The 23,034-nt window shown below is 32.8% G+C and carries 22 protein-coding genes; 6 read left to right on the top strand and 16 right to left on the bottom strand.

Annotation, left to right across the window (positions count from 1 at the left end):
* Positions 1 to 301: 301 nt before the first annotated feature.
* Together dinB and B2741_RS08705 are read right to left on the bottom strand one after the other, a co-directional pair.
* Positions 302 to 1,399: a DNA polymerase IV gene (gene dinB / locus B2741_RS08710; protein ID WP_291137689.1), complete on the bottom strand. Its 1,098-nt coding sequence runs from the start codon at positions 1,397 to 1,399 to the stop codon at positions 302 to 304.
* Positions 1,400 to 1,402: 3 nt separating this feature from the next.
* Positions 1,403 to 3,427 carry a recombinase gene (locus B2741_RS08705; RefSeq protein WP_291137686.1) on the bottom strand — a complete coding sequence of 675 codons (2,025 nt, stop codon included), beginning with the start codon at positions 3,425 to 3,427 and terminating at the stop codon, positions 1,403 to 1,405.
* Positions 3,428 to 3,511: 84 nt separating this feature from the next.
* Between B2741_RS08705 and B2741_RS08700 the strand changes: the two genes are divergently transcribed.
* Positions 3,512 to 3,979, top strand: a complete 468-nt coding sequence (locus B2741_RS08700) for a CYTH domain-containing protein (RefSeq protein WP_291137683.1) — start codon at positions 3,512 to 3,514, stop codon at positions 3,977 to 3,979.
* 1 nt (position 3,980) lies between these two features.
* The gene (locus B2741_RS08695; RefSeq protein WP_291137680.1) at positions 3,981 to 4,412 is read left to right on the top strand and encodes a YciI family protein; all 432 of its coding nucleotides are present in this window, start codon (positions 3,981 to 3,983) and stop codon (positions 4,410 to 4,412) included.
* Here B2741_RS08695 and B2741_RS08690 read toward each other — a convergent pair whose 3' ends face one another.
* The 11 genes from B2741_RS08690 to uvrC form a co-directional block, all read right to left on the bottom strand.
* Positions 4,413 to 4,913 carry a septal ring lytic transglycosylase RlpA family protein gene (locus B2741_RS08690; RefSeq protein WP_291137677.1) on the bottom strand — a complete coding sequence of 167 codons (501 nt, stop codon included), beginning with the start codon at positions 4,911 to 4,913 and terminating at the stop codon, positions 4,413 to 4,415.
* A 45-nt stretch (positions 4,914 to 4,958) separates the two neighbouring features.
* Entirely contained in the window at positions 4,959 to 5,384 is a 426-nt protein-coding gene (locus tag B2741_RS08685) for a hypothetical protein (protein WP_291137674.1), read from the bottom strand.
* Positions 5,385 to 5,482: 98 nt separating this feature from the next.
* A complete protein-coding gene (pgi, locus tag B2741_RS08680) occupies positions 5,483 to 7,120 on the bottom strand; it encodes a glucose-6-phosphate isomerase (RefSeq protein ID WP_291137671.1) in 1,638 nt (545 codons plus the stop codon).
* Complete coding sequence (locus tag B2741_RS08675; RefSeq protein WP_291137668.1) at positions 7,120 to 8,358, bottom strand: M23 family metallopeptidase; 1,239 nt, start codon at positions 8,356 to 8,358, stop codon at positions 7,120 to 7,122. Before B2741_RS08675 ends, pgi begins: the two co-directional genes overlap by 1 nt.
* Positions 8,359 to 8,384: 26 nt before the next feature.
* Positions 8,385 to 9,311: a tryptophan 2,3-dioxygenase family protein gene (locus B2741_RS08670; protein ID WP_291137665.1), complete on the bottom strand. Its 927-nt coding sequence runs from the start codon at positions 9,309 to 9,311 to the stop codon at positions 8,385 to 8,387.
* Complete coding sequence (locus tag B2741_RS08665) at positions 9,311 to 10,087, bottom strand: DUF3108 domain-containing protein (protein WP_291137663.1); 777 nt, start codon at positions 10,085 to 10,087, stop codon at positions 9,311 to 9,313. Before B2741_RS08665 ends, B2741_RS08670 begins: the two co-directional genes overlap by 1 nt.
* A gap of 287 nt (positions 10,088 to 10,374) precedes the next feature.
* Positions 10,375 to 11,538: a 4-hydroxyphenylpyruvate dioxygenase gene (gene hppD / locus B2741_RS08660; RefSeq protein WP_291137660.1), complete on the bottom strand. Its 1,164-nt coding sequence runs from the start codon at positions 11,536 to 11,538 to the stop codon at positions 10,375 to 10,377.
* 12 nt (positions 11,539 to 11,550) lie between these two features.
* Positions 11,551 to 12,003 (bottom strand): CCC motif membrane protein, encoded by a 453-nt coding sequence (locus B2741_RS08655; RefSeq protein ID WP_291137657.1) that lies wholly within the window; start codon positions 12,001 to 12,003, stop codon positions 11,551 to 11,553.
* Positions 12,003 to 13,160 (bottom strand): homogentisate 1,2-dioxygenase, encoded by a 1,158-nt coding sequence (locus tag B2741_RS08650; protein ID WP_291137654.1) that lies wholly within the window; start codon positions 13,158 to 13,160, stop codon positions 12,003 to 12,005. The genes B2741_RS08655 and B2741_RS08650 overlap by 1 nt, the downstream gene beginning before the upstream one ends.
* A 166-nt stretch (positions 13,161 to 13,326) precedes the next feature.
* A complete protein-coding gene (locus B2741_RS08645; protein ID WP_291137651.1) occupies positions 13,327 to 15,525 on the bottom strand; it encodes a patatin-like phospholipase family protein in 2,199 nt (732 codons plus the stop codon).
* Positions 15,526 to 15,531: 6 nt separating this feature from the next.
* Positions 15,532 to 17,328, bottom strand: coding sequence for an excinuclease ABC subunit UvrC (gene uvrC / locus B2741_RS08640; RefSeq protein WP_291137649.1), 1,797 nt, complete (start codon positions 17,326 to 17,328; stop codon positions 15,532 to 15,534).
* Between the two features lie 668 nt (positions 17,329 to 17,996).
* On the opposite strand from uvrC, the gene B2741_RS08635 reads away from it, so the two are divergent.
* The 4 genes from B2741_RS08635 (at position 17,997) to B2741_RS08620 (ending at position 21,507) form a co-directional block, all read left to right on the top strand.
* Positions 17,997 to 18,962 (top strand): succinylglutamate desuccinylase/aspartoacylase family protein, encoded by a 966-nt coding sequence (locus B2741_RS08635; RefSeq protein WP_291137647.1) that lies wholly within the window; start codon positions 17,997 to 17,999, stop codon positions 18,960 to 18,962.
* 62 nt (positions 18,963 to 19,024) lie between these two features.
* Positions 19,025 to 20,254: an aminotransferase class I/II-fold pyridoxal phosphate-dependent enzyme gene (locus tag B2741_RS08630; RefSeq protein ID WP_291137645.1), complete on the top strand. Its 1,230-nt coding sequence runs from the start codon at positions 19,025 to 19,027 to the stop codon at positions 20,252 to 20,254.
* 41 nt (positions 20,255 to 20,295) lie between these two features.
* On the top strand, positions 20,296 to 20,937 hold the full coding sequence (locus B2741_RS08625; RefSeq protein ID WP_291137643.1) for an SIMPL domain-containing protein: 642 nt from the start codon (positions 20,296 to 20,298) through the stop codon (positions 20,935 to 20,937).
* Between the two features lie 6 nt (positions 20,938 to 20,943).
* Positions 20,944 to 21,507 carry a 5-formyltetrahydrofolate cyclo-ligase gene (locus tag B2741_RS08620; RefSeq protein WP_291137899.1) on the top strand — a complete coding sequence of 188 codons (564 nt, stop codon included), beginning with the start codon at positions 20,944 to 20,946 and terminating at the stop codon, positions 21,505 to 21,507.
* Here B2741_RS08620 and B2741_RS08615 read toward each other — a convergent pair.
* From B2741_RS08615 to B2741_RS08605, 3 genes are all read right to left on the bottom strand, one after another.
* Positions 21,494 to 21,922, bottom strand: a complete 429-nt coding sequence (locus tag B2741_RS08615) for a hypothetical protein (protein ID WP_291137640.1) — start codon at positions 21,920 to 21,922, stop codon at positions 21,494 to 21,496. The two genes, B2741_RS08620 and B2741_RS08615, sit on opposite strands and share 14 nt — an antisense overlap.
* A gap of 7 nt (positions 21,923 to 21,929) precedes the next feature.
* The gene (locus B2741_RS08610) at positions 21,930 to 22,559 is read right to left on the bottom strand and encodes a lipoprotein signal peptidase (protein ID WP_291137638.1); all 630 of its coding nucleotides are present in this window, start codon (positions 22,557 to 22,559) and stop codon (positions 21,930 to 21,932) included.
* Between the two features lie 81 nt (positions 22,560 to 22,640).
* Entirely contained in the window at positions 22,641 to 23,021 is a 381-nt protein-coding gene (locus B2741_RS08605; RefSeq protein ID WP_073581819.1) for a TraR/DksA family transcriptional regulator, read from the bottom strand.
* Positions 23,022 to 23,034 lie beyond the last annotated feature (13 nt).

The raw sequence follows: 23,034 nt of genomic DNA, 5'->3' as shown, positions 1-23,034 counted from the left end.
CGACAACGCTTTAAAGTTTACTTATAATTTGTATGGAGCAAAGCTAAAATAATGTTTCTGACAAGTTGTTACAGATTTTCTGTACATTTTCAATTTTATTTTCCAGTGTTTATTGGGTTTCTTATTTTAAAATGTCTTTTTCCTGTTTTTCAAGCATCAATTTTACACTCCAAATGTTATAAGGTTTCTTGCAACTAGTAAATAACATATAGTTCATACTATTTACAAGGCGCAATTTAAAAAGGTTCAATAAAACCATTGCTGTAGTTTTTCTGCAGTTTATGTTAAAATTTCAACTTTTCTAAAACTCAAACTTCAATTGCACCGAAACACTTTTTTGTGGCAACTCGGTTTTGGTCTTTTCTTCGTTGTTTAGGTTGTGGATAGAAATTCCTAGTAATCGTACGGAGTTCCTTAGGCGTTCTTGGTAAAGTAAATCTTTGGCAACGTCTAAAATGATGTTTTTATCATTTACAAAATACAGTAAAGTTTTGCTTCTGGTTTGTAAGGTGAAATCAGAATATTTTATTTTTAAGGTGATGGTTTTCCCTGAAATTTTGCTTTTTTGGAGGCGTTTTTCTAATTCTTTGGCAATACTTAGCAAGCGTTCTTCCATGAAAATTTCAGAAGATAAATTCTCACCAAAAGTGCGCTCCGCTCCTACTGATTTAATTTTTCGGTTGGGTTTTACCGCACTGTTGTGAATGCCTCGCACAATTTGGTAATAATGCAAACCACTATTGCCAAAGTGTTTTTCGAGATATTCTAACGATTTTTGCTTTAAATCATAACCTGTAAAAATACCTAATTGGTACATTTTTTCTGCCGTAACTTTGCCTACACCATAAAACTTTTTTACATCTAATTTTTCTAAAAAGGCTTCTACCTCATCTGGATTTACCGTTTTTTGTCCGTTGGGTTTGTTGTAATCGGAAGCAATTTTTGCTACAAATTTATTTACGGAAATTCCTGCCGAAGCTGTGAGTCCAACTTCTTCAAAAATGCGTTTTCTGATTTCTTGTGCAATTAAAGTCGCGCTGGGATTGCCTTTTTTGTTTTCAGTAACATCTAAATAGGCTTCATCGAGCGATAACGGTTCAACTAAATCGGTGTAATCGTGGAATATCTTTCTGATTTTCTTCGAAATTTCTTTGTAACGGTCAAATCGTGGTCGCACAAAAATTAAATCGGGACATAATTTCTTCGCTTGAATTCCGCTAATTGCACTTCGAACACCAAATTTTCTAGCTTCGTAACTTGCTGCTGAAACCACACCACGAACTTCGCTACCTCCAACAGCCAAAGGTTTTCCTTTAAGCTCAGGATTATCCATTTGCTCTACCGATGCATAAAACGCATCCATGTCAACGTGAATTATTTTTCGGTAGTGCTCACTCATAAATTACTCGGTAGGAAAAAAGAAACTCATTGGTTTTCTAAAAAAATGTTTCTTGATTGAGGTAATAATTGGTTTTAACTCCGTTAATGGAATGTTTCTCGAACGAAAAGCCAAACCTAAAGACAATCCAAAACTTACTAAAAAGTTCACAAAACCTATAATTCCGATTCCTAAAACACCCCAAAACAACATCACGTTACTCACCATATAATTGGCACCATAAACCGCTAAAGCTAAGTTCCCGCTGGCAAATGTAATATGTCGAATATCTAAATTTAATCCCAAAAACAAACCTATTGAAGCCGTACTTCCTAAGAAAACACCGAACCAAAAATTGGAAATGATTCCTGCCCAATAGCGTTCGTACCATTTTGAAATTTTTTCTGCTCTAGCTTTTCCGAAATTTAATTTTAACAACGGATGTTCTTGAATACGATAATACACATCAAAATGTTTATCACGATTCGCAATGCTTCCCGAAATAATTCCCGACAAGAACAAGAAAAATCCAGCAATAGCAGCATGAAAAATCGCCATAGAATGTATCGGACTTAAATCTGTAACCAATTTTTCCCATTTAGTTTCGGCAATATTGTAATTGAAACCCAAATCGATTAGCCAAATTCCCAACAACGCCACTGGAAACGCCATGACCACATTTCCTACAAACGCAATAAACTGCGAACGGAACAATCGAGCGAATAAAATGGCAAAACTACTGTGTTTTTCACCGTCGCCATTGGCTTGCTTTTTTAAACCATCTTCCAAAGCGCTAATTAACGCTGCGGCTGTCATGGCTGGCTGTTTGGTAGCCAAAGTAAATCCTAAAACATAAATCGCAATAAAACCAAACGAATAATTCATGCTATAGAAAAAAGCATGACCAAAATCAGAAGTTTCAATTTTGGACAACAATAATTTTATGATACACAAAATACCAACAATTAACCCGCCACCAATCGCCGCATATAACATTTTGAAATATTCGGTTTTCGATTCGGTAATATAATGTTCGCCTGTTTTTGCGGTATGTTGTGTGATTTCATAAGACAACAATTGCGTGCTTTCAGCAAATAGTTTTCTTACGTTGGTTTTTAAACAATTGTATTTAATTAGTTTGATAGCTAGTTCTATCGATTTTGATTTCTTTTCTTCAGGTTTATCGATTACTAAAAGCGGCATCAAAACACCAATGCGATACAAATGTTGTTTTATGCTTAATAGGTTTTGGTTCACGCGTAACGAAATTCCATATTTAGAAGAGTTTTGAAAGGCTTTCTCGACAAATTCGCTACATTGCTTATACAACACCAATAATTGCTTGAAATTGATGTCTGATGAAGTCGTATAAAATTCCGATTCCTTGTTTCGAATGGTTTTTTCAATAGCGTATAATTCTTTTTCAAAAGCCGCAAACGGACTTTCTAAACCAGAATATTCCGGAACCATTTTCATTACATCGGTCTCTAAAGCTTTTCCACTGGTACGTTGCGACAACAGATTTATGGCTTCCATTACTTCGTACAAAGGCGAATGAACTTCAACCGATTCATAAATGGTTTCAAATTGAAACAAATCGAAAAGAGTTTCTAATTCTGTTTTCGGAATTTTATTAATCCAAATTGGATCAGAATCAGCATAAAAAATCTGATTTAAAACGTATTGCAGTGAGTCTTTTGGTGCTTGATATGGAAGGATTTTGGCGAAAATTCGCTTTTTTACTTCGTAAAAGAAATCGATATCTTGTAGAATTCCAGCATCGGTTAAAATGGCGTCAAAATTTTTGTTTTGCAGCACGGTTTTTAAATAGACAACAAAATTTTCTCTTTCGGTTTGATGATTCGAAAAAAACTCAATTATTGGGAAAACACTAAATTTTTCAAGTTTCTTTGGGTTTTTTGGACGAATCGAATTCACAAATTGAACCAATATATCAATATCGTTCTCTTCGTTTTTCCAAAGCTGCAATTCATTAAAATAATTTTTAATGATGGTATCGGGTGTTGTATTCGTTTTTCTTCGTAGCATATTCCTGATTTAGGTCTAATATGGGTAAAGATACAAATTGAAAGGTTTTTTTCGTAATTTAGATGCCTAAATAAATATTAAATTTTGGTAGAAATAGAACGCAAATTCCTCGTTACCAATCGCGATTTCATCTCAGAAAGCAGCGTAAACTTTAGAATTGTGCAAGGTTATCTGAATTCAAATCCTGAAAGAACCGTTAGAGTTAGAATCAAAGGAGACAAAGGCTTTTTAACCATAAAAGGTAAAGGAAACGATTCAGGCATGAGCCGTTTTGAGTGGGAAAAAGAAATTGCAATTTCTGAAGCCGAAGCCTTATTGCCACTTTGCGAAAAAGGCGCTATTGATAAAATTCGATATAACGTGATGTATGAAAATCATCTTTTTGAAGTCGATGTTTTTTTTGGCGAAAACGAAGGTTTAATTGTTGCCGAAATTGAACTACAATCGGAAAATGAATCTTTTGAAAAACCCAATTGGTTAGGAGAAGAAGTCACCTCCGACGAACGTTATTACAATGCTTATTTGAGTAACAACCCTTTTAAATCTTGGTAAAATGAAAGCACTTTTTGGAATACTTGCACTAGTTTTATTGATTGCTTGCGGTTCTAACACCGTAATTTATCCAGATAAACCCAAAACCAATCACGAAACATTTAGCTACAAAGAAGGCGATACTACGTATGTGATGCAGAAATATTTCTTGGTAATGCTTAAAAAAGGGCCTAACCGCGAACATTCTAAAGAAGAAGCGGCGGAAATTCAGAAAAAGCACATGGAACACATCAATTGGTTAGCGAAAACCAATAAAATCAGTATTGCGGGTCCGTCTGACAAGCATGAAACTATTTCTGGGTTTTTACTTTTTAATACCGAAACTATGAAAGAAGCGGATAGTTTGGCTAATCTTGACCCAGCGGTTAAAGCAGGAAGATTGATTGTTGAAACTGTGCCTTGGTGGGCTTCTAAAGGAAGTAAATTAAAATAATTATTCTACGATTTCTAAACTCACACGTAAAAGAGAGCGTCCGTTATTGTGAGAAATATCTAAAAACGGTCGTTTTGCCAAGTCGATTTCTCTATTTCGGGTATGTGGTCCTCTATCATTGATGGTTACGATAACGCTTTTGTTATTGGCTAAATTGGTCACTTTAACTTTCGTTCCAAATTTTAGCGTTTTATGAGCGGCCGTGTATTTTTTATTACTAAAAACTTGTCCGCTTGCGGTTCTTCTTCCGTTTAATTTGTCAGAATAATGCGAAGCTTCTACGTTTTTCTTGTATAGTTTAGTTTTTAAATTGGCTATAGAATCGGCTACTCGAATTGAGTCTGATTTTTTTATCGAATCTGAAATTTGAAGCGAATCTTTTTTCTTAACCGTATCATATAAAGAAGCTTTTCTAACGAAACCAGATTTTGTTCCATTAGAAAAGCTTACTAATGCAGTAACAAGTAATACAAACGCTATTATTAGGATATTTTTCTTCATAATTTTATGATTTTGTAAACTTATTACCAAAGATTATACCAAAGACTAGTTGAACCAATTAGCCCAAGGAAGTCTTGATAAGATTAATACTAAACCTAATGTATAGAAAACGGCAATCTTTTTGAATTTTCCGTTGTTACTTTCTTCTTTTTTATGTTTCGACCATCCGATTGTGATTACTGCTAATGCAATAATGTTAATTAATGGATGTTCTAACGAAGTTAAACGCATAGCTGCGTCTTTCATGTTTCCTAATTGAGCAGAACCTAATGGAGAAACAAAATATAAAATCAAACCTACTAATAATTGAATGTGGCAGATAATTAAGGTGAATAAAGACAAACGTAAGTCTTTATCAGTAAATAATTTTTTAGACGTTAATCCAAAAATGGCATTAAATGAAGCCAATAACAATAAGCCTAAAGCGGCATACGCTAAAATAGAGTGAACAGATTGAATAGTTTCGTACATACCTAATTTTTTAAAAGTGAATTACAAATATAGGAAATTAAAAAACCTCTTACTCAAAAAAATGAATAAGAGGTTTTGTATTATAAATTTTGAAATTCTTATTTTAAGTACGCTTTTAATAAAAATGACGTTGAACTATCGTGGTTTTTAACCTCTTTTGTTACGATTTCGTCTAAAATAGAATTCGCTAATTGTTTGCCTAATTCCACGCCCCATTGGTCATAACTGAAGATGTTCCAAATGATGCCTTGCACGAAAATTTTGTGTTCATACATCGCTACCAAAGCGCCTAATGATTCAGGAGTTAGTTTGTTGATAAGGATGGTATTCGTAGGTTTATTTCCTGAAAAAACTTTAAAAGGTAATAGGAATTCGGATTTTTCACCTGAAATTCCTTGCTTTTCAAATTCTGCTTTTACTTGCACTTCGGTTTTACCCATTAATAAGGCTTCGGTTTGCGCAAAGAAATTCGACATTAACTTGTCGTGATGATCTTTGTTTCCGTAAAGTGGTTGTTTGAATCCGATGAAATCCGTTGGGATTAATTTGGTTCCTTGATGAATCAATTGGAAAAAAGCGTGTTGTGAATTCGTTCCTGGTTCTCCCCAAATAATGGTTCCGGTTTGATAATTTACTGGTTTTCCGTCTCTACCAATACTTTTTCCGTTACTTTCCATAATGCCTTGTTGCAAGTATGGCGCTAACTTCTGTAAATATTGGGTGTATGGAATTAAAGCTTCGCTTTCGGTACCAAAAAAGTTGTTGTACCAAATGCTCAATAAAGCTAAAACTACTGGAATATTTTTGTCGAAAGATTCGTTTTTGAAATGTTCGTCCATTTCGTTGGCACCTTTCAATAACTTATCAAAATTATCAAATCCAACTGCTAAACTTACCGATAAACCAACAGCGCTCCATAACGAAAAACGACCTCCTACCCAATCCCACATTGGGAAAACGTTGTCGGGATTAATTCCGAATTCGGTTACTTTTTGAATATTGGTTGAAACCGCTACGAAATGCTTCGCTACATCCTCTTGTGAAGCTGATTGCAAAAACCAACTTCTGATGGTTTCTGCATTGGATAAGGTTTCTTGTGTAGTGAAGGTTTTAGAAACTACAACAAATAAAGTCGTTTCTGGATTTAATTTCTTGATTACTTCGTTAACATGATCGCCATCTACATTGGAAACAAAATGAACGTTTAAATGATTTTTATAGAATTGCAAAGCTTCTACAATCATCGCTGGACCTAAATCAGAACCACCAATTCCAATATTTACGATATCGGTAAATGGTTTTCCTGTGAATCCTTTTTTATTTCCTGAGATAACTTCGCTTGAGAAGTTTTTGATTTTATTTTTTACCGAATATACTTCAGGCATTACGTTAACGCCTTCAACCAAAACATTGGCTGATTCTTTAGCGCGTAAAGCGGTGTGTAAAACGGCTCTGTTCTCGGTTTGATTGATTATATCGCCTTGAAAATAACTGGAAATGGCTTGTTTTAAATCAACTTCGTTAGCTAAATTCAATAACAAATCTAATGTTTCTTGATTGGCAATATTTTTAGAATAATCAACTAAAAAATCATTCCATTGAATGTGAAATTTTTCAGCTCTTTTCGCATCTGAAGCAAACAAATCTTTCATTGAAGTTGCTTGAATTTTTTCGTAATGCGATTGTATGTTTTGCCAAGCTTCAGTTTGTGACGGATTTACTTTCGATAGTGCCATTATTCTTTAAATTTTACTGCTGTTATACTATCCAATTCTTTCTTTAAAGGAGCAATATGCGCTAAATATTTTTGCTTGTGTGATTCATTCATAGGTTCGGCATTTGGTAATTTCAGCCTAAGCGGGTCAACTTGAACACCATTTTTCCAAAAACGATAACAAACGTGAGGTCCGGTTGCTAAACCTGTGCTTCCTACTTTTCCAATTACTTGTCCCTGAGATACACGTTGGCCGTTTCTCACCGATATCTTTGACATGTGTAAATATTGTGTAGAATAAGTCGAACTGTGACGAACTTTTACAAAATTTCCATTTCCTGCGGTATAACCTGTTCGTTCCACAACTCCTGATGCGGTAGTTTTGATTGGAGTTCCGTGAGGTGCTGCGTAATCAGTTCCATTATGAGCTTTGAAGCGCATTTGTACAGGATGAAAACGTCTGCCTGAAAAACGAGATGAGATTCTAAAATAATCCAAAGGGGCTTTCAAGAACATGCTTTTTAGACCTTTTCCGTTTTCATCATAAAAATCTTCATATTTTTGATTTTCAGACAATTTATATGGAAAAGCAAAAATCTTTTTTCCTTTGTGTTCAAAATAAGAAGCTTCAATACTTTCTACACCTACATAAATAGAATCGTCAATGTAACGTTCATTAATTGTAACCGCAAATTTATCGCCTTTTTGAATTTTAAAGAAATCGACCGTATAGGCATAAATATTGGCTAATTTATTCGCTAAACCAGCGCTAACTCCAGCATTGCTTAAAGTTTCAGATAATGAACCTTCTATTTCCGCTGCAACCACTCTTCTTTTCAAAGTAGTTGGTTTTTGTTTGTTTGATACTACAATTGAATCTCTAAAATCGACAACCGTAAAGTTAATTCGGTCTTCTATGTATACTAAAGCTTGAAGTGTATTAGGCTTTTTCTTGTCTAAAAATAAAATGTAAGGCTTCCCTGCTTTTATTCGTCTAACATTGAATGAATCTTTTACTTTTTCAGTAACGTCGTGAATTCGTAAACTATCTTTTAATGGGAATTTTTCTAGTAATTTTCCAAACGTATCACCTGAACGAATTGTATCTCTAACCACTTTATAGTCGTTAAACGTAAATCCGTATTCTTTTATGATAGGTTCTTTTTTTACTGTTGCTTTTTTAACTTTCTCTGCATCTTCTTTCGAATTACAAGCGGTAAAAAAAGTAACAAATAAAATGGCTAGTACTAAATATCTCAATGTTTTTTGTTTTGTGCGCTATGCGGTTATTCTCCCCAGTTATCTAATTCTTCTTTCGTCCATAATTCAGGGAAGAATATTCTTTTTTGGTATTTTGGTAACATGTATTTTTTCCAATCACTTCCACCAGTAGCTTCGTGATTTCCTGGAACACTCTCGATGTATTTTTTAGCTGCATTAAAGTGACCCATTACCCAAGTAATATTAACGGTTTTGTCGTAATGACGCATCGCAGCTACTAATTCTGGATTTTGTTGGTCAATTTCTGGCAATTGTTTGAATTTTCTCCACAAGTTAATTGTGTTGTATTCTTCCATCCAATCTAAGAACACTTTTTTGTATTTTCTTTCGAATTCTAAAATTAAATACGATTTTTCACCAGTGTGATAATCTTTTCCTGCTGCTTGCCAATATAAATGTTCAAACGCATGATTGTATGGTGTATTTCTATCGATGGTCGCTCTGAAACGGTTGTCGATTAAGTTAATTAAATCGGTAGAACTAAATTCTATTAAACGATATTGAGCCGATTGAAATCCACTCGCTGGTGTTAAAGTATTTCTGAATTTTAGATATTGTTCAGGCTCCATTCCATCTTTCATGATGTCGAAAGAAGTGGTTAACATATCAAAATAACGACTAATTCTTCCTAATTTTTCAGTGAAATAATCGGTTGTTGGTTTTTCGTTATGACACAATTGGTTCATTTCCCAAAGAATCATTTTGAATAACAATTCATTTACTTGATGATACATTACAAAAACCATTTCGTCTGGCAAAGTGGTTCGTTGTGTTTGAAGACTCAAAAGCGCATCGGTTTGGATATAATCCCAATACGTGATGGGTTTAGCCCAAAGCAAACCTTCCAAATGAGTGGAAGTATTTTGATTGATGGCTTCAAATTTATCATGAAGTTGATCTAATTGTTCTTGAATCTTAGGAGTTACTTCCATTATTTTTCTACTTTAACTTTAAATGAATGCTTTAAACCTTTAAAGGCTTCTAAATCAGCTTTGATAGAACCAACAGCCAAGCTTGCCTTTACTCGGATTGGGATTTTATTGTCATCGTCTGAAACCCAAACGGTTAAACTTTCTTCTTCTTTAAAGACTCTACCTGCTTGCACGTAAGGTTTGAAAATCATGCAAGAAACTTTTCCAAATTTAGTTTTTATATCTTCTCTACCAACAAATTTTAACTTAAACTTTGTGGTTTCATCATCAAAAAACATATCAATCACAATTGATTCCCCTACTTTTAATTTATCAATTTTAGGATGATTTCTTAAATAGTAAAAAGAAGACACAATATCTTGGATGTCTTCAGGAACTGAGAACGTTTTTTCGGTTTTATGTTTATAATCTTTAACTAGAACTGTGTTTCGGTCTTGATTAAAAAATCCTTCTTGATTTTTGGTATAACCTCCTTCATCAATTTTTCTAACAAATTGATACGGTTTCCCTGTTTGCTTATCGATATAACTTTCGTAATTATCGTCTACTTTAAAGAAAAATTTGGCCATACCAACAGTCCAGCCTTTTCCGACTACGTGATGCACTTTTTTGTTGTTTTTAACGGCGTCTTTAATTTCCAACGAAGCATAACCGGCATTAACCATTCCGTAATGGATACGAAGTTTGAACCATTCACCAGTTGTATATGCATTTTCTTGAACTACAAATGAATTTGTAGTAACAAAAAGAATAAGAAGTAGCGCAATTTTTTTCATGATTTATTCATTTTTAGAAATGAAAATGCAATTTCCGTTCCAAAAATACTAAAACAAAAAAACCCAGTCAAAAATATGACTGAGTTTTTATGCTATTAACCAACCAAAAAACTATAAATTATGAAAATTTATTACAAAGCAAGGCAAACTACCTCCTTGTTTTGCGAGTGCAAAGGTATGTGTATTTTTGAATTATTCTTAGCTAGATATCAACTTTAACATATTTTTATCAAAAATGACACTACTACAACGTTATAATTTGATGATTTGTCAATAATTTGGTCTTTTTATAATGTACCTCGCAATTCTTGCTCACGCTCAATTGACTCAAAAAGGGCTTTAAAGTTACCTGCACCAAATCCTCTAGCACCCATTCTTTGAATAATTTCGAAGAAAAGTGTTGGACGATCTTCTACTGGCTTGGTAAAAATTTGCAACAAATAACCTTCTTCGTCAGCATCAATCATGATACCTAATTTTTGAAGTTCGTTGATATCTTCTTTGAATTTATCCATATGATCTTTTAATCTTTCTGGAATTGCATCGTAATATGCTTGTGGTGGCGTGCTTAAAAACTCGATACCTCTTGCGCGCATTTCAGCAACTGTAGTTAAGATGTCATCTGTTGCTACTGCAATGTGCTGCACCCCTTCTCCTTCATAAAAGTCTAAATACTCTTCAATTTGAGAACGTTTTTTTCCTTCCGCTGGTTCGTTGATAGGAAATTTAATTCTTCCGTTGCCATTAGACATTACTTTAGACATTAAGGCTGAATATTCTGTAGTAATCTGTTTGTCGTCGAATGAAAGGAAATTCACAAATCCCATTACATCTTCAAACCATTTTACTGCTTCATTCATTCTATTCCAACCCGTATTACCCACCATGTGGTCAATATATTTTAATCCCACTGGCTCTGGATTATAATCTGATTTCCATTCGCTATATCCTGGTAAAAAGATTCCATTATAATTTTTGCGTTCTACGAAAATGAAAACAGTTTCTCCGTATGCTCCATAGATACCTGCGCGAACTACTTCTCCATTTTCGTCTTTTTCAACCACTGGTTCAAAATAAGATTTTGCACCACGTTTAGTTGTTTCTTCGTAAGAATGACGTGCATCTTCTACCCAAAGGGCAATAACTTTAACACCATCTCCGTGTTTTTTTACGTGTTCACCAATTAAAGAATCACTATTCAAAGCGGTTGTTAACACCAAACGTATTTTGTCTTGCTTTAACACATAAGAAGCTCTGTCTTTAACTCCAGTTTCTAATCCTGCATATGCTAATGATTGAAATCCGAAAGCTGTTTTGTAAAAATGAGCTGCTTGTTTTGCATTACCTACATAAAACTCTACGTAATCTGTTCCCATTAAAGGTAAAAAGTCTTGTGCTCCTTCAAATATTTTTTCTAATCCGTATTCTACTGATTTTATTTCTTGTGCCATAATTCTTAAATTTTAATTTTCCGTTTTGATAGAATCTACAAAAGTGGAATCTATATAAATGGAATCGTTATAATAATTTTCTTTTACTTCTTCTTCCATATAAATGGAATCGTTGATTTCTTGATTTCTAATTTTATCTAATTTGTTTTCCATAATATCAGAAAAACCAACTTGATAAACCACAACCGCAACTATTATTACTATAAAATACATTGCTGATAAAATAGTGGTTACCAAACAAATGATTTTTCCAACATATACATTTTGTCGGCTTTGGTGTGAATATACTGTCGGATTTGCTTCATACTCTTTAAGACTTTTTATTGAAAGAACTAATCCTACAACTCCTAAAATCAACGAAACAAAAACTACAAATCCACAACAAAATCCTAAAATCATAATTACAAATGCAATTATTCCTAGTATTAAAGAAGTTGGGTCGGCTGATAATTTATTATAATTCATTAGTCTAACCAAGATTGAAAGTACGTTTCATCAGCAATACCCATGGCATCTTCTGTAACCATTAAAGGTTTGAAAGTATCTACCATTACAGCTAATTCTAACGTTTCTTTTTTACCAATACTTCTTTCTGCTGCTCCTGGGTGTGGTCCGTGAGGAATTCCTGCAGGGTGTAAAGAAATATTCCCTGGTTTTACATCATTTCTGCTCATAAAATCACCATCTACATAATATAAAACCTCATCGGCATCAATATTACTATGATTGTAAGGCGCTGGAATTGACAATGGGTGATAATCGTATAATCTTGGAACAAAAGAACAAATTACGAAAGCATTTGTTTCAAAAGTTTGATGAACTGGTGGTGGTAAATGAATTCTTCCTGTAATTGGTTCGAAATCATGAATTGAAAACGCATATGGATAATTAAAACCGTCGTATCCAATTACATCAAACGGATGCGAAGCATAAACCATTTCGAAAATTTCGTCTTTTTTCTTTACTTTAATTACGAAATCTCCATTTTCGTTGTATGTTTCTAATTCTTCTGGACGACGAATATCTCTTTCGCAAAACGGCGAATGTTCTAATAATTGTCCGAACCAGTTTCTATATTGTTTTGGTGTATAAACTGGCGAATGCGATTCTACGATAAACAAACGATTGTCTTCGGTATCAAAATCAATTTTGTAAATCATTCCTCTTGGAACTACTAAGTAATCGCCATATTTGAAATCTAAATTTCCTAACATGGTTCTTAGTTTTCCTGTTCCTTGATGAATAAAGATTACTTCATCTGAATCGGTATTTTTATAAAAATAATCGGTTGTTGATTTTCTTGGTGCGGCTAAAACGATATGACAATCAGAATTTGTCAAAACAATTTTTCTACTTTCTAGAAAATCGTCTTGAGGCGCAATATCAAAACCTCTTAATTTATAAGATTGAATGTTGTTTGACTTTGCGATTTTTGGCGCAACACTATATTGTCTTCTGATTTCTTTAACCTGAGTAGGTCTTTGTTCGTGATATGAATTGGTTGACATTCCGTCAAATCCAACGGTTCCGAACAATTGCTCGTAATACAAATCTCCGTTTGGTTTGCGGAATTGTGTATGACGTTTGCGAGGAATTTCTCCTAATTTGTGATATATTGGCATTTTTTCTTTTATTAAAAGTTCTAATTAAAGCTTAAAGTAAGACTATAAAATCTCACTATAAATCAAAGAAAAGTTATGCTCACTCAGGATTTCTCTTGATGAGGAACTTTAAATGCGAAAGTAAGTCTGTCCAATTTTTCATCATTACAAATATCGTAAAAAAAATTTAAAACCAAAATCCTACTGAAAACCAAGTATGATGATCTTTAGTTTCTGGCGACCATGAATGTTTAATTTCAACTGGGCCAATTACAGTTTCCATCCCATAACCAAAGGAATAACCAGAATAATTTGGCTCTACAAACCAAGTGTCTATGGTGTCAAAAATTTTATTTCCAACATTAGCAAAGTTAGCACTAAAATTCAAATGATGCTTCTTAAAAATCTCATAATCTGCTGTTAATAAAAGTTTTACATAACTATCTCCAGCCAAACTTAAAAAATCATATCCAAAAAAGGGTTTAATGTTATTTACTTGTTGAAATCCGTAACCTCCTAAAATAAAATCAAAATAAGAAACACTTCGTTCTCCAAATGCAAAACCGCCTTCGGTTTGAAATTTAAAAGTCATGTTTTTAAAAATGGGTTGTGCAAAACCAAAATCAGCTTTTGCTACTGAAAATCGTTCAAAATTGTTTTTATAATCAGAAGAATAAAGATATGAACGTATTTCAGAATTAAAATTCCAACCCGTTCTTGGAAAATATTTTTTGTCAAATGAGTCATATTTTACAAAACCAAACACCGACAAGTAGTCACTGTTTTCAAAAACAGGATCTGTGTTTTCTAGTGTTTCCGATTCTAATCTTAAAACTTTAAATTCTAATCCACCTCCTAAAGAAAACTTTTGAGCAAAAATGGTTTGTAAATACGCCTGATTACTCAAATCAAAAAAATCTACATTAATTGCATTGGCCGTAGTGTTAAAAACAACGTCATCGGCAATATTACTAGTGATATTTCTATTAAACGTTGTTAACTTTGAATTGAACCCAAAACTCCAATAAAAACCATTATCAATATAATAATCAAAATTGTACCGAATATTGTCACCTAAAATAACATCTAATGAAGCTACATCATTTTTGGCAATTAATCTCTTTTTTGTATAATTCACTAAAATTCCACTTTTAAACAAATCGTCATAGTGCAATCCAAATTTCAAGAATGTATTATTCTCGTTTTCCTTTAATTGCAAAATTAATTTGTCGCCATCTTGCATTTTTTCAAATGAATAATTGATAGCGCTAAAGTTTTGAGTTGCATTTAGATTTAAAATTCCCTTTTGCAATTGGGCATTAGAAATTTTAGTATTTCTTTTGAACTTTAACTTTCCAATTATATAAGCTCGGGTATAATTATCTAAATTATTAAACACAATATCTTTGATATAAATAGAATCCTGAAAGACTATTTTGTTATCATTTTTTGCGTTTGAATTTCCATAAGGAGCTAGTTCTTTAATGAATTCTAACGCTTTTTCTTTTCCTTTTGCAATAATTTCATTACCTTTTTCAAAATCTACAACGGTGTAACCTTTGATATCGGGTTTGATGTAAATGTCAGTCGCTTTTTGCTTTCCAGCCATTTTTTCAATCATCGAAAAATTATTAATTTGCGCTAAAACCGATGTAACGCCTTTTAATTCCTCTCTAGATTTTAAACCATCCTGAACATCAATACCAATTATAATATCCAATCCTCTTGCTTTTAATTCTTCAATAGGATAATTATCTACCACACCACCATCTATTAACAATCTTCCATTCATTTCTACTGGGCTGTACAACGTAGGCAACGCACCACTAGCAATCATGTTTTGAGCTAAAACTCCCGAATCTAAAACCACTTTTTCGCCTGTTTCGGCATCAGTTGCAATACATAAAAACGGTATAGGTAACTGGTCAAAATCTCTTATATGACTAACTTGCTGTGTTAAAGAAGAAATTAAATTGAAATTATAAAGTCCTTTAGATAAACCAGAAGGCAAACCTAATTTGAATTTATTAAACGGAAGTGTTAAAGCGTAAATCTCATCATTTCGTTTTTCGTAAAACGATTTTGATTCCCGAGGCGTGTAGTCTTGAAGTAAGGCATCTACGTCAATTCTAGAAAAAATAGAATCCAATTGCTCTGCATTATAGCCAGACGCGTACAATCCGCCAACAATGGCTCCCATACTGGTTCCTCCAATGTAATCTACTTTAATACCGAGTGAATCGATTACTTTAAGCACGCCAATATGTGCCAATCCTTTTGCACCACCACCACTAAGCACAAGCCCAATTTTTGGTCGTGGATTTTCTTGTCCTAAGCTGATTTGGGTAAAAATTAGTAGGCTTACAAACAAGAGCAGTTTTTTCATTTCTTTTTATTGGTATTTATTCTTGTAAAAGTCGGAAATTTTTTTGGCTTTTGAAACACCTACGACTTCGGAAATTGCTTTTTCGTCGGCATTTTGCAATCTTTTAACACTTTTAAAATGTTTCATTAATGTAATCATAGTTTTTTCGCCAATTCCAGGAATACTTTCTAAACTATTGGTTAGTGCCGATTTACTTCGTTTATCGCGATGATGTGTGATTCCAAATCGATGTGCTTCGTTTCGTAAAAACTGAATTACTTTTAAAGTTTCCGATTTTTTATCCAAATATAACGGAGCTGAATCGCCCGGATAAAACAATTCTTCCAAACGTTTTGCAATTCCGATAATCGCAATTTTTCCTCGCAAACCTAAATCATCCAAACTTTTTAAAGCTGAAGACAATTGCCCTTTTCCACCATCAATAATAATCAATTGTGGTAATGGCTGATTTTCATCTAACATTCGTTTATATCTTCGATATACCACTTCTTCCATCGAAGCGAAATCATTTGGACCTTCAACCGTTTTGATATTAAAATGACGGTAATCTTTCTTACTTGGTTTTCCATCTTTAAACACCACACAAGCCGCAACTGGATTTGTTCCTTGAATATTCGAATTATCAAAACACTCAATATGTCTTGGTTCTAACGATAAACGCAAATCTTTTTGCATTTGCGCCATGATACGATTGGTGTGTCGTTCTGGATCAACAATTTGAATTTGTTTTAATTGATCTAATCTATAATATTTGGCGTTGCGTTCTGATAACTCTAAAATTTGCTTTTTGTCGCCCAATCGAGGAACAGTAACTTTGATGTTTTCTCCTAAATTAATTGGAAAAGGAACCACAATTTCTCTTGAATTCAGGTGAAAACGTTCGCGAAGTTCTACCACGGCTAATTCTAACAATTCTTCGTTGGTTTCGTCTAATTTTTTCTTCAATTCCAACGTATGCGAACGTACGATGGCTCCATGCGAAATCTGTAAAAAATTCACATACGCCATGGTTTCATCAGAAATAATGGAAAACACATCTAAATTGGATATTTTAGGATTCAAAATTGTGGAACGCGATTGGTAATTTTCTAAAACCTCGATTTTTTCTTTAATTTTTTGCGCTTCTTCAAACTTCATTTCCATCGCTAAATCGGTCATCAATTTCTTGAAGTCTTTCAAACTTTCTTTGAAATTTCCCTTTAAAATTTGACGGATTTTTTCAATCTGACTTTGATAGTGCTCCAATGACTCATACCCTTCACAAGGCCCTTTACAATTGCCAATATGATATTCTAAACACACTTTAAATTTTCCCGAATCAATATTTGTTTTTGATAAATCATAATTACATGTTCGAAGTGGATATAGTTCTTTGATTAAATCTAGAATCGTGTGAACGGTTTTAAAACTGGTATACGGTCCAAAATATTCCGAACCATCTTTAATCATTTTTCTAGTAGAAAATATCCTAGGGAATCGTTCATTTTTGATACAAATCCACGGATACGTTTTATCATCGCGAAGCAACACATTATAACGTGGTTGGAGCTTTTTAATTAAATTATTTTCCAACAATAACGCATCGGTTTCTGTAGGAACCACAATGTGTTTTATAGCAACAATTTTCTTAACTAAAACCGAAGTTTTATAATTGTCGTGATTCTTTGTGAAATACGATTGAACGCGTTTTTTTAAATTTTTTGCTTTTCCAACATATAGAATTTTTCCATCTTTATCATAATATTGATACACACCCGGATTATCGGGCAAAGTTTGGATTTGAAGTTCTAATGGTGTTTGCATTTTTAAAAAAGAGGTAAAGAACAAAGATAAGAGAGTTAATGATTTGTTTTCTTGCTTTATGCTTTTTTTTGGTATTTTTGAATTCTTTTGAGAAAAGTAATTAAGAGAATTGAATACAAAATTAAAAAACTAATTGTAAGATATATGTTATTATTTATTAACTGGGTAATCATTACTTCATATCATTTCTCAGTAAGAAAACGAAATAATTTGATTGATAACTCTATATTTTTCACCTCAATTATTTTTACAGATGTAATTGGCTTAATTATAAATTTACTTGTATATTTATTAGATTTAATCAAACCTAAACCTTACTTATACCTGATAATTTTAATTATAGTGTTCGCTTTAAATAAAATATACTTGTCTAATCAAACAAGATTAAATCATATAATGAAAAAGAATGTCAATAAAAATGATTTTACAATGCTGTTTTTGGTTTTCTTTATTTTACAAATTCTGTTTTTTTCTTCTTTAGCTTTAATATATTAAATCTAACCGCTAGGAAAAAATACCTCAACAATTTCTATAAATTACATTTCTAGGTAAACTTGGCGTAAATCTTTGCGCTCTTTGCGTTTAAACATTTCAATTCTCAAAATTTCTTACATCTGTTTTCCTAAATGACATTTGTTTTTGTATTTTTAACACTTTAGATTTTAAAAATGACAGCCTCAAAACCACTTGTAATCCTTAAAGAAACCATTTTAGCGGGCGAAAGCAAAACCATCAACATGGAAATTGCCAAGTTGCACACCATGAATAAATTGAAGATTCCAATAATTGTGGAACGTTCAAAAATTGATGGTCCAACGGTTTTATTCACCGCTTGTTTGCATGGCGACGAAATCAACGGAACCGAAATTGTACGTCAATTAATCATTCAAAAAATCAATAAACCTAAGCGCGGAACGATAATTTGTATTCCGATTATCAATATTTTCGGATTTGTAAATCAAACTAGAGAATTTCCTGATGGTCGCGATTTGAATCGAGTTTTTCCTGGAAGTAAAACAGGTTCTTTGGCGAGTCGTTTTGCGTATTATATTTTAAAAGATATTATTCCGCACGTGGATTATGCAATTGACTTTCATGCAGGTGGCGCCAGTCGTTTTAATGCTCCTCAAATTAGAATTGTACCAGAAAATCCAGAATTGAAAGAACTTTCCGATGTTTTCAATGCACCTTTTACGTTGTATTCGAAGAATATTTCGGGTTCGTTTCGAAATTCTTGCGATAAATTAGGTGTAAAAATGTTGCTTTTTGAAGGTGGAAAATCATTGGATTTAAATCTTCAAGTTACCGAAGAAGCGGTGGAAGGAACTAAACGATTTCTAAATCATTTAGAAATGTTAAATCCGAGAAAGAAAGTAACTAATCCTCAGAACAAAACCATTTACATCGAAAAATCGAGTTGGATTAGAGCTAAATATTCCGGCATGTTTCATGGTTTAACTACGATTGGTAGTTTTGTCAAAAAAAGCGAATTACTAGCTACTATTTCTGACCCTTACGGAAAAGTGGAACACAAAGTAAAAGCGCCACATGAAGGCTACATTATCAATGTAAATGATGCGCCAATTATCTATCAAGGTGATGCTATTTTTCATATTTCTACACATTTGTCATAAAACCTAACAATTGTCATGTTTTATTGTTTTGACTAGGCGTATTTTCGCTAAAATTTTTAGGTATGAACTTCTGGAAAAAACTAACACACGAAGAAAGAAAAGCAAGAATTGATAAGGCTTTGCACGATAATGTTAACTTCTCAAAAGATGCTTCTTTAGGTTATCCAGCTTCTAAGTTAGACAGTCGTGTGTTTTATGATGATGCACCATTTTTAAAAGATGCGCCAACACTTCAAACGTATGTTGCCAATCCAAATAACATTGGCTGTCACACTTTTGGCACTTCTGAAAAAGCATTTTATGGCACTCAAGAAATTGAACGTGAAGTTTTAAACGTAATCGCAGTTGATATTTTTAAAGCCAAAGAAAACGAATTCGATGGTTATATAGCTCCTGGCGGAACGGAAGCCAACATTCAAGCGATTTGGGTTTTTAGAAATGAATTTCTACATAATTTTGATGCGAAATTAGACGAAATCGCCATTTTAGCTTCGGAAGACACGCATTATTCGATTCCAAAAGCTTCTAATTTATTACAAATTGATTGGTTAAAAATTCCGGTTGGGTTTGAAAATCGTGAAATAGATGTGAATGCATTGGATAACATCATTTCAGAAGCTAAAAATAAAGGTAAAAAATACTTCATTGCCGTTTCAAATATGGGAACGACTATGTTTGGTTCGGTTGATAATCCTGATGATTATACTTCGATATTAGAAAAACATAATGCTACGTATCGTTTGCACATTGATGGCGCTTATGGCGGATTTGTGTATCCGTTTAGCAATCAAAAATCGAATATCAACTTCAGTAATCCAAAAATTAGTTCGATAACCATTGATGCACACAAAATGTTGCAAGCACCTTATGGAACAGGTGTTTTTGTTTGCCGAAAAGGTTTAATTGAAAACGTATTAACCAAAGAGGCCGAATACGTAGAAGGAATGGATTTAACGCTTTGCGGAAGTCGTTCTGGAGCAAATGCCGTTGCGGTTTGGATGATTTTATTTACTTACGGTGCTTATGGTTGGTTTGAAAAAGTGAGTATTTTACAAATGAGAACCCAATTCTTATGCCACGAATTAGACAAATTGAGCATTAAATATTTCCGTGAACCTTTTATGAATATTGTAACAATTCATGCCGAATCAATTCCAGAAAAAATTGCTGAAAAGTATGATTTGGTGCCACAACAACACAACGAAAACAACAAATGGTACAAAATTGTGTTAATGGATCACGTAGAAGTAGAACATTTGACTAAATTTATTGAAGAACTAAAAAAGTTATAATAATTTCGGTATTTTTGAGTTTTTAGTAAAAACTATAACTCATGAAAAAACTTACATCAATTCTATTTTTTGCATTATCGTATTTGACATTTGCACAACCAACAGAAAATCAAATTAGAGTCGTTGGAAAACACTCTGAAACAATAAAAGCAACTCAAATAGAATTAGTTTTTACGCTTCAAGAAGTAACAACACTTACTTATAGTAAAGAAAAACAAGTTATTAAAACCATTTCGGAAGTATTGGAAGAAGTTCAATCCTTTATTTCGAAAAACAATTATTCTAAAGAAAAACTAAGTTTTCAATCTATTTCAGATAAGACTTTTGGTAATAATACCCGAAATTACAGTTTATCATTAAACAACATTGAAAAAGGAATTGAGTTAATCAATAATCTAAAAGTAAACGGAGTTACGGCGGTACAAATTAATTATGTATTTGATAAATCAGAGGAATTCGCTCGAGAAATGTCATCAAAAGCGCTGGAAAATGCCAAATCAAAAGCTGAATTTTTAGCATCAAAATCCAATAAAAAAATTGGAAAACTTTTAGTTATTGATGATAATACGCCAAATTGGGGTGTAACAGGTGGAACGCCCAATTATTTAGCAAACAATAACAAACAACCAGAACAAACTAATACGTACACTCTTTATGTAACGTATGAATTGTTAGATAAATAATAGATGTTGGATAAAAAATCGTTAAGGCAAAAGGCAAAAGCTGAAAGGCAAAAGTTAACTCAAGATGAAATCGAAGACAAAAGTTTAGCGATTGCAAACCAATTGTTGCGTATGGACATTTGGGACAAATTGTATTATCATTTGTTTTTAACGATTGAAGAGCAGAAAGAAATCAATACTGAATATATTCTTCAAATTTTAGCGGGAAAAGATAAAGAAATCGTCATTTCGAAGTGCGAGTTTACTACTTTAGGAATGACGCATTTTTTATTAACCGATAATACTAAAATCAAAAAGAACAATTACAACGTTCCTGAACCTATTGATGGTTTAGAAGTTCCTGATGTGAAAATTGATGTGGTTTTTGTGCCGCTTTTAGCTTATGACAAGCAAGGAAATCGTGTTGGGTATGGCAAAGGTTTCTACGATAACTTTTTAAGCAAATGCAAGCCCGAAACAATTAAAATTGGATTATCATTCTTTCCTCCAGAAGAAAAAATTGAGGGTGTATCAGAAAGTGATGTTAAATTGGATTTTTGTGTGACGCCTGAGGGAGTTATTTGTTTTTGAATTCGAAAACGTGTTTGTTGAAATGTAAAATCAACTTTAATTCTTTTGAATTATTAAAATATTCATTCAACTGATTTTCGGAATAATGCTTTATTTTACTTTTTCCTCCAAGAAAATAAGGCGTAAAAAAAATATATTTTACCTTATTATTTTTTAATTTTTCTATGCAAAAAAAGTGTGCTGGATAATCAATTCTTTCAGATTTATTAATTACAAAAATTTGTCTAGTAAGACTATCTTCATGCATTAAGTTATAAATCTCATCTGAAACATTCAGATTAAACTCAATTTTATCAGGACCTGGGGCATCGCTACTTTCGAAATATTCTATTTTCTCAATATAATTTTCATTCTCCTTTTTACATCCAAAAAAAAGAAAGGTTAACGAAAACAATAAAAAAATTGAGTTTTTCATGTTGAGATTATTTTTCAGCTAATGCTTCCTCTTTATCCGCATGAGCAAACGCTCTTTTGTTGAATACGATTAAAATCCCAACACCAGTTGAAATCGCTACATCGGCTACGTTGAAAATAGCGTTGAAAAAAGTGAAGTGTTTGCCACCCCAAATAGGTAACCAAGAAGGTAAGTTTCCTTCCCACATTGGAAAATAAAACATATCTACTACTTCACCGTGGAACCAAGTGCCATAAGGTTGGTCTGAAAAAGCTGTTGCTACTTGATGATAACTATCGTTAAAAATAACACCGTAAAAAACAGAATCAATAATATTTCCTAAAGCGCCTGTAAAAATTAAAGCAATAGCTACGATTAAATAATTTGATGCTTTTTTTCTTACCGAATCCCACAACCACCAAGCAATTCCACCTACGGCTACGATACGGAATAAAGTTAAAATTAATTTTCCATGTTCGCCAGGAATTTCAGCACCCCAAGCCATACCTTCATTTTCTATAAAATGAATTTGAAACCATTCTAAACCCATTACTTTTATGGATTCTCCAATAAAAAAATGCGTCTTGATATAGATTTTCGAAATCTGATCAATTAATAAAATAGCAATGATTAATAAATAGGCTTTCTTTAACGACATGTTCAATTTTTTTGCAAAAATAGTGTTTTTATTAAATAAAAAACGCCCCAAACGGAGCGTTAGTATAATTTTGTAAAAAGATTAACGTTGCAAGTTTTTTGCTTCGATACTCATAGTTGCATGAGGAACGATTTTTAAACGCTCTTTACTTATTAATTTGCCTGTAACTTTACACAAACCATAGGTTTTGTTTTCGATACGAATTAAGGCATTTTTTAAATCTCTAATAAATTTTTCTTGACGAATAGCTAGTTGTGAATTGGCTTCTTTACTCATTGTTTCACTACCTTCTTCAAATGCTTTAAACGTTGGAGATGTATCATCGGTTCCGTTATTTAAGTCATTCATATAAGCACTTTTAATAAGCTCTAAATCACCTTTAGCTTTTTCTAATTTAGCTTGAATTAACGCTTTGAATTCAGCCAAATCAGCGTCTGAATATCTAATTTGCTCCTCTACCATAATTTCAATATTT

Source organism: Flavobacterium sp. UBA7663 (assembly GCF_002483315.1).
Lineage (GTDB): Bacteria > Bacteroidota > Bacteroidia > Flavobacteriales > Flavobacteriaceae > Flavobacterium.
The sequence above is the reverse complement of the archived record's forward strand: the minus strand, read 5'-3'. Positions and strand labels throughout refer to the sequence as shown.

Bases quoted from the DNA above. Each gene is read 5' to 3' on its own strand.
- dinB (WP_291137689.1), bottom strand. From the start codon at position 1,399: ATGAGTGAGCACTACCGAAAAATAATTCACGTTGACATGGATGCGTTT.
- B2741_RS08705 (WP_291137686.1), bottom strand. From the start codon at position 3,427: ATGCTACGAAGAAAAACGAATACAACACCCGATACCATCATTAAAAAT.
- B2741_RS08695 (WP_291137680.1), top strand. From the start codon at position 3,981: ATGAAAGCACTTTTTGGAATACTTGCACTAGTTTTATTGATTGCTTGC.
- B2741_RS08690 (WP_291137677.1), bottom strand. From the start codon at position 4,913: ATGAAGAAAAATATCCTAATAATAGCGTTTGTATTACTTGTTACTGCA.
- B2741_RS08685 (WP_291137674.1), bottom strand. From the start codon at position 5,384: ATGTACGAAACTATTCAATCTGTTCACTCTATTTTAGCGTATGCCGCT.
- pgi (WP_291137671.1), bottom strand. From the start codon at position 7,120: ATGGCACTATCGAAAGTAAATCCGTCACAAACTGAAGCTTGGCAAAAC.
- B2741_RS08670 (WP_291137665.1), bottom strand. From the start codon at position 9,311: ATGGAAGTAACTCCTAAGATTCAAGAACAATTAGATCAACTTCATGAT.
- B2741_RS08665 (WP_291137663.1), bottom strand. From the start codon at position 10,087: ATGAAAAAAATTGCGCTACTTCTTATTCTTTTTGTTACTACAAATTCA.
- hppD (WP_291137660.1), bottom strand. From the start codon at position 11,538: ATGGCACAAGAAATAAAATCAGTAGAATACGGATTAGAAAAAATATTT.
- B2741_RS08655 (WP_291137657.1), bottom strand. From the start codon at position 12,003: ATGAATTATAATAAATTATCAGCCGACCCAACTTCTTTAATACTAGGA.
- B2741_RS08650 (WP_291137654.1), bottom strand. From the start codon at position 13,160: ATGCCAATATATCACAAATTAGGAGAAATTCCTCGCAAACGTCATACA.
- B2741_RS08645 (WP_291137651.1), bottom strand. From the start codon at position 15,525: ATGAAAAAACTGCTCTTGTTTGTAAGCCTACTAATTTTTACCCAAATC.
- uvrC (WP_291137649.1), bottom strand. From the start codon at position 17,328: ATGCAAACACCATTAGAACTTCAAATCCAAACTTTGCCCGATAATCCG.
- B2741_RS08635 (WP_291137647.1), top strand. From the start codon at position 17,997: ATGACAGCCTCAAAACCACTTGTAATCCTTAAAGAAACCATTTTAGCG.
- B2741_RS08630 (WP_291137645.1), top strand. From the start codon at position 19,025: ATGAACTTCTGGAAAAAACTAACACACGAAGAAAGAAAAGCAAGAATT.
- B2741_RS08625 (WP_291137643.1), top strand. From the start codon at position 20,296: ATGAAAAAACTTACATCAATTCTATTTTTTGCATTATCGTATTTGACA.
- B2741_RS08615 (WP_291137640.1), bottom strand. From the start codon at position 21,922: ATGAAAAACTCAATTTTTTTATTGTTTTCGTTAACCTTTCTTTTTTTT.
- B2741_RS08610 (WP_291137638.1), bottom strand. From the start codon at position 22,559: ATGTCGTTAAAGAAAGCCTATTTATTAATCATTGCTATTTTATTAATT.
- B2741_RS08605 (WP_073581819.1), bottom strand. From the start codon at position 23,021: ATGGTAGAGGAGCAAATTAGATATTCAGACGCTGATTTGGCTGAATTC.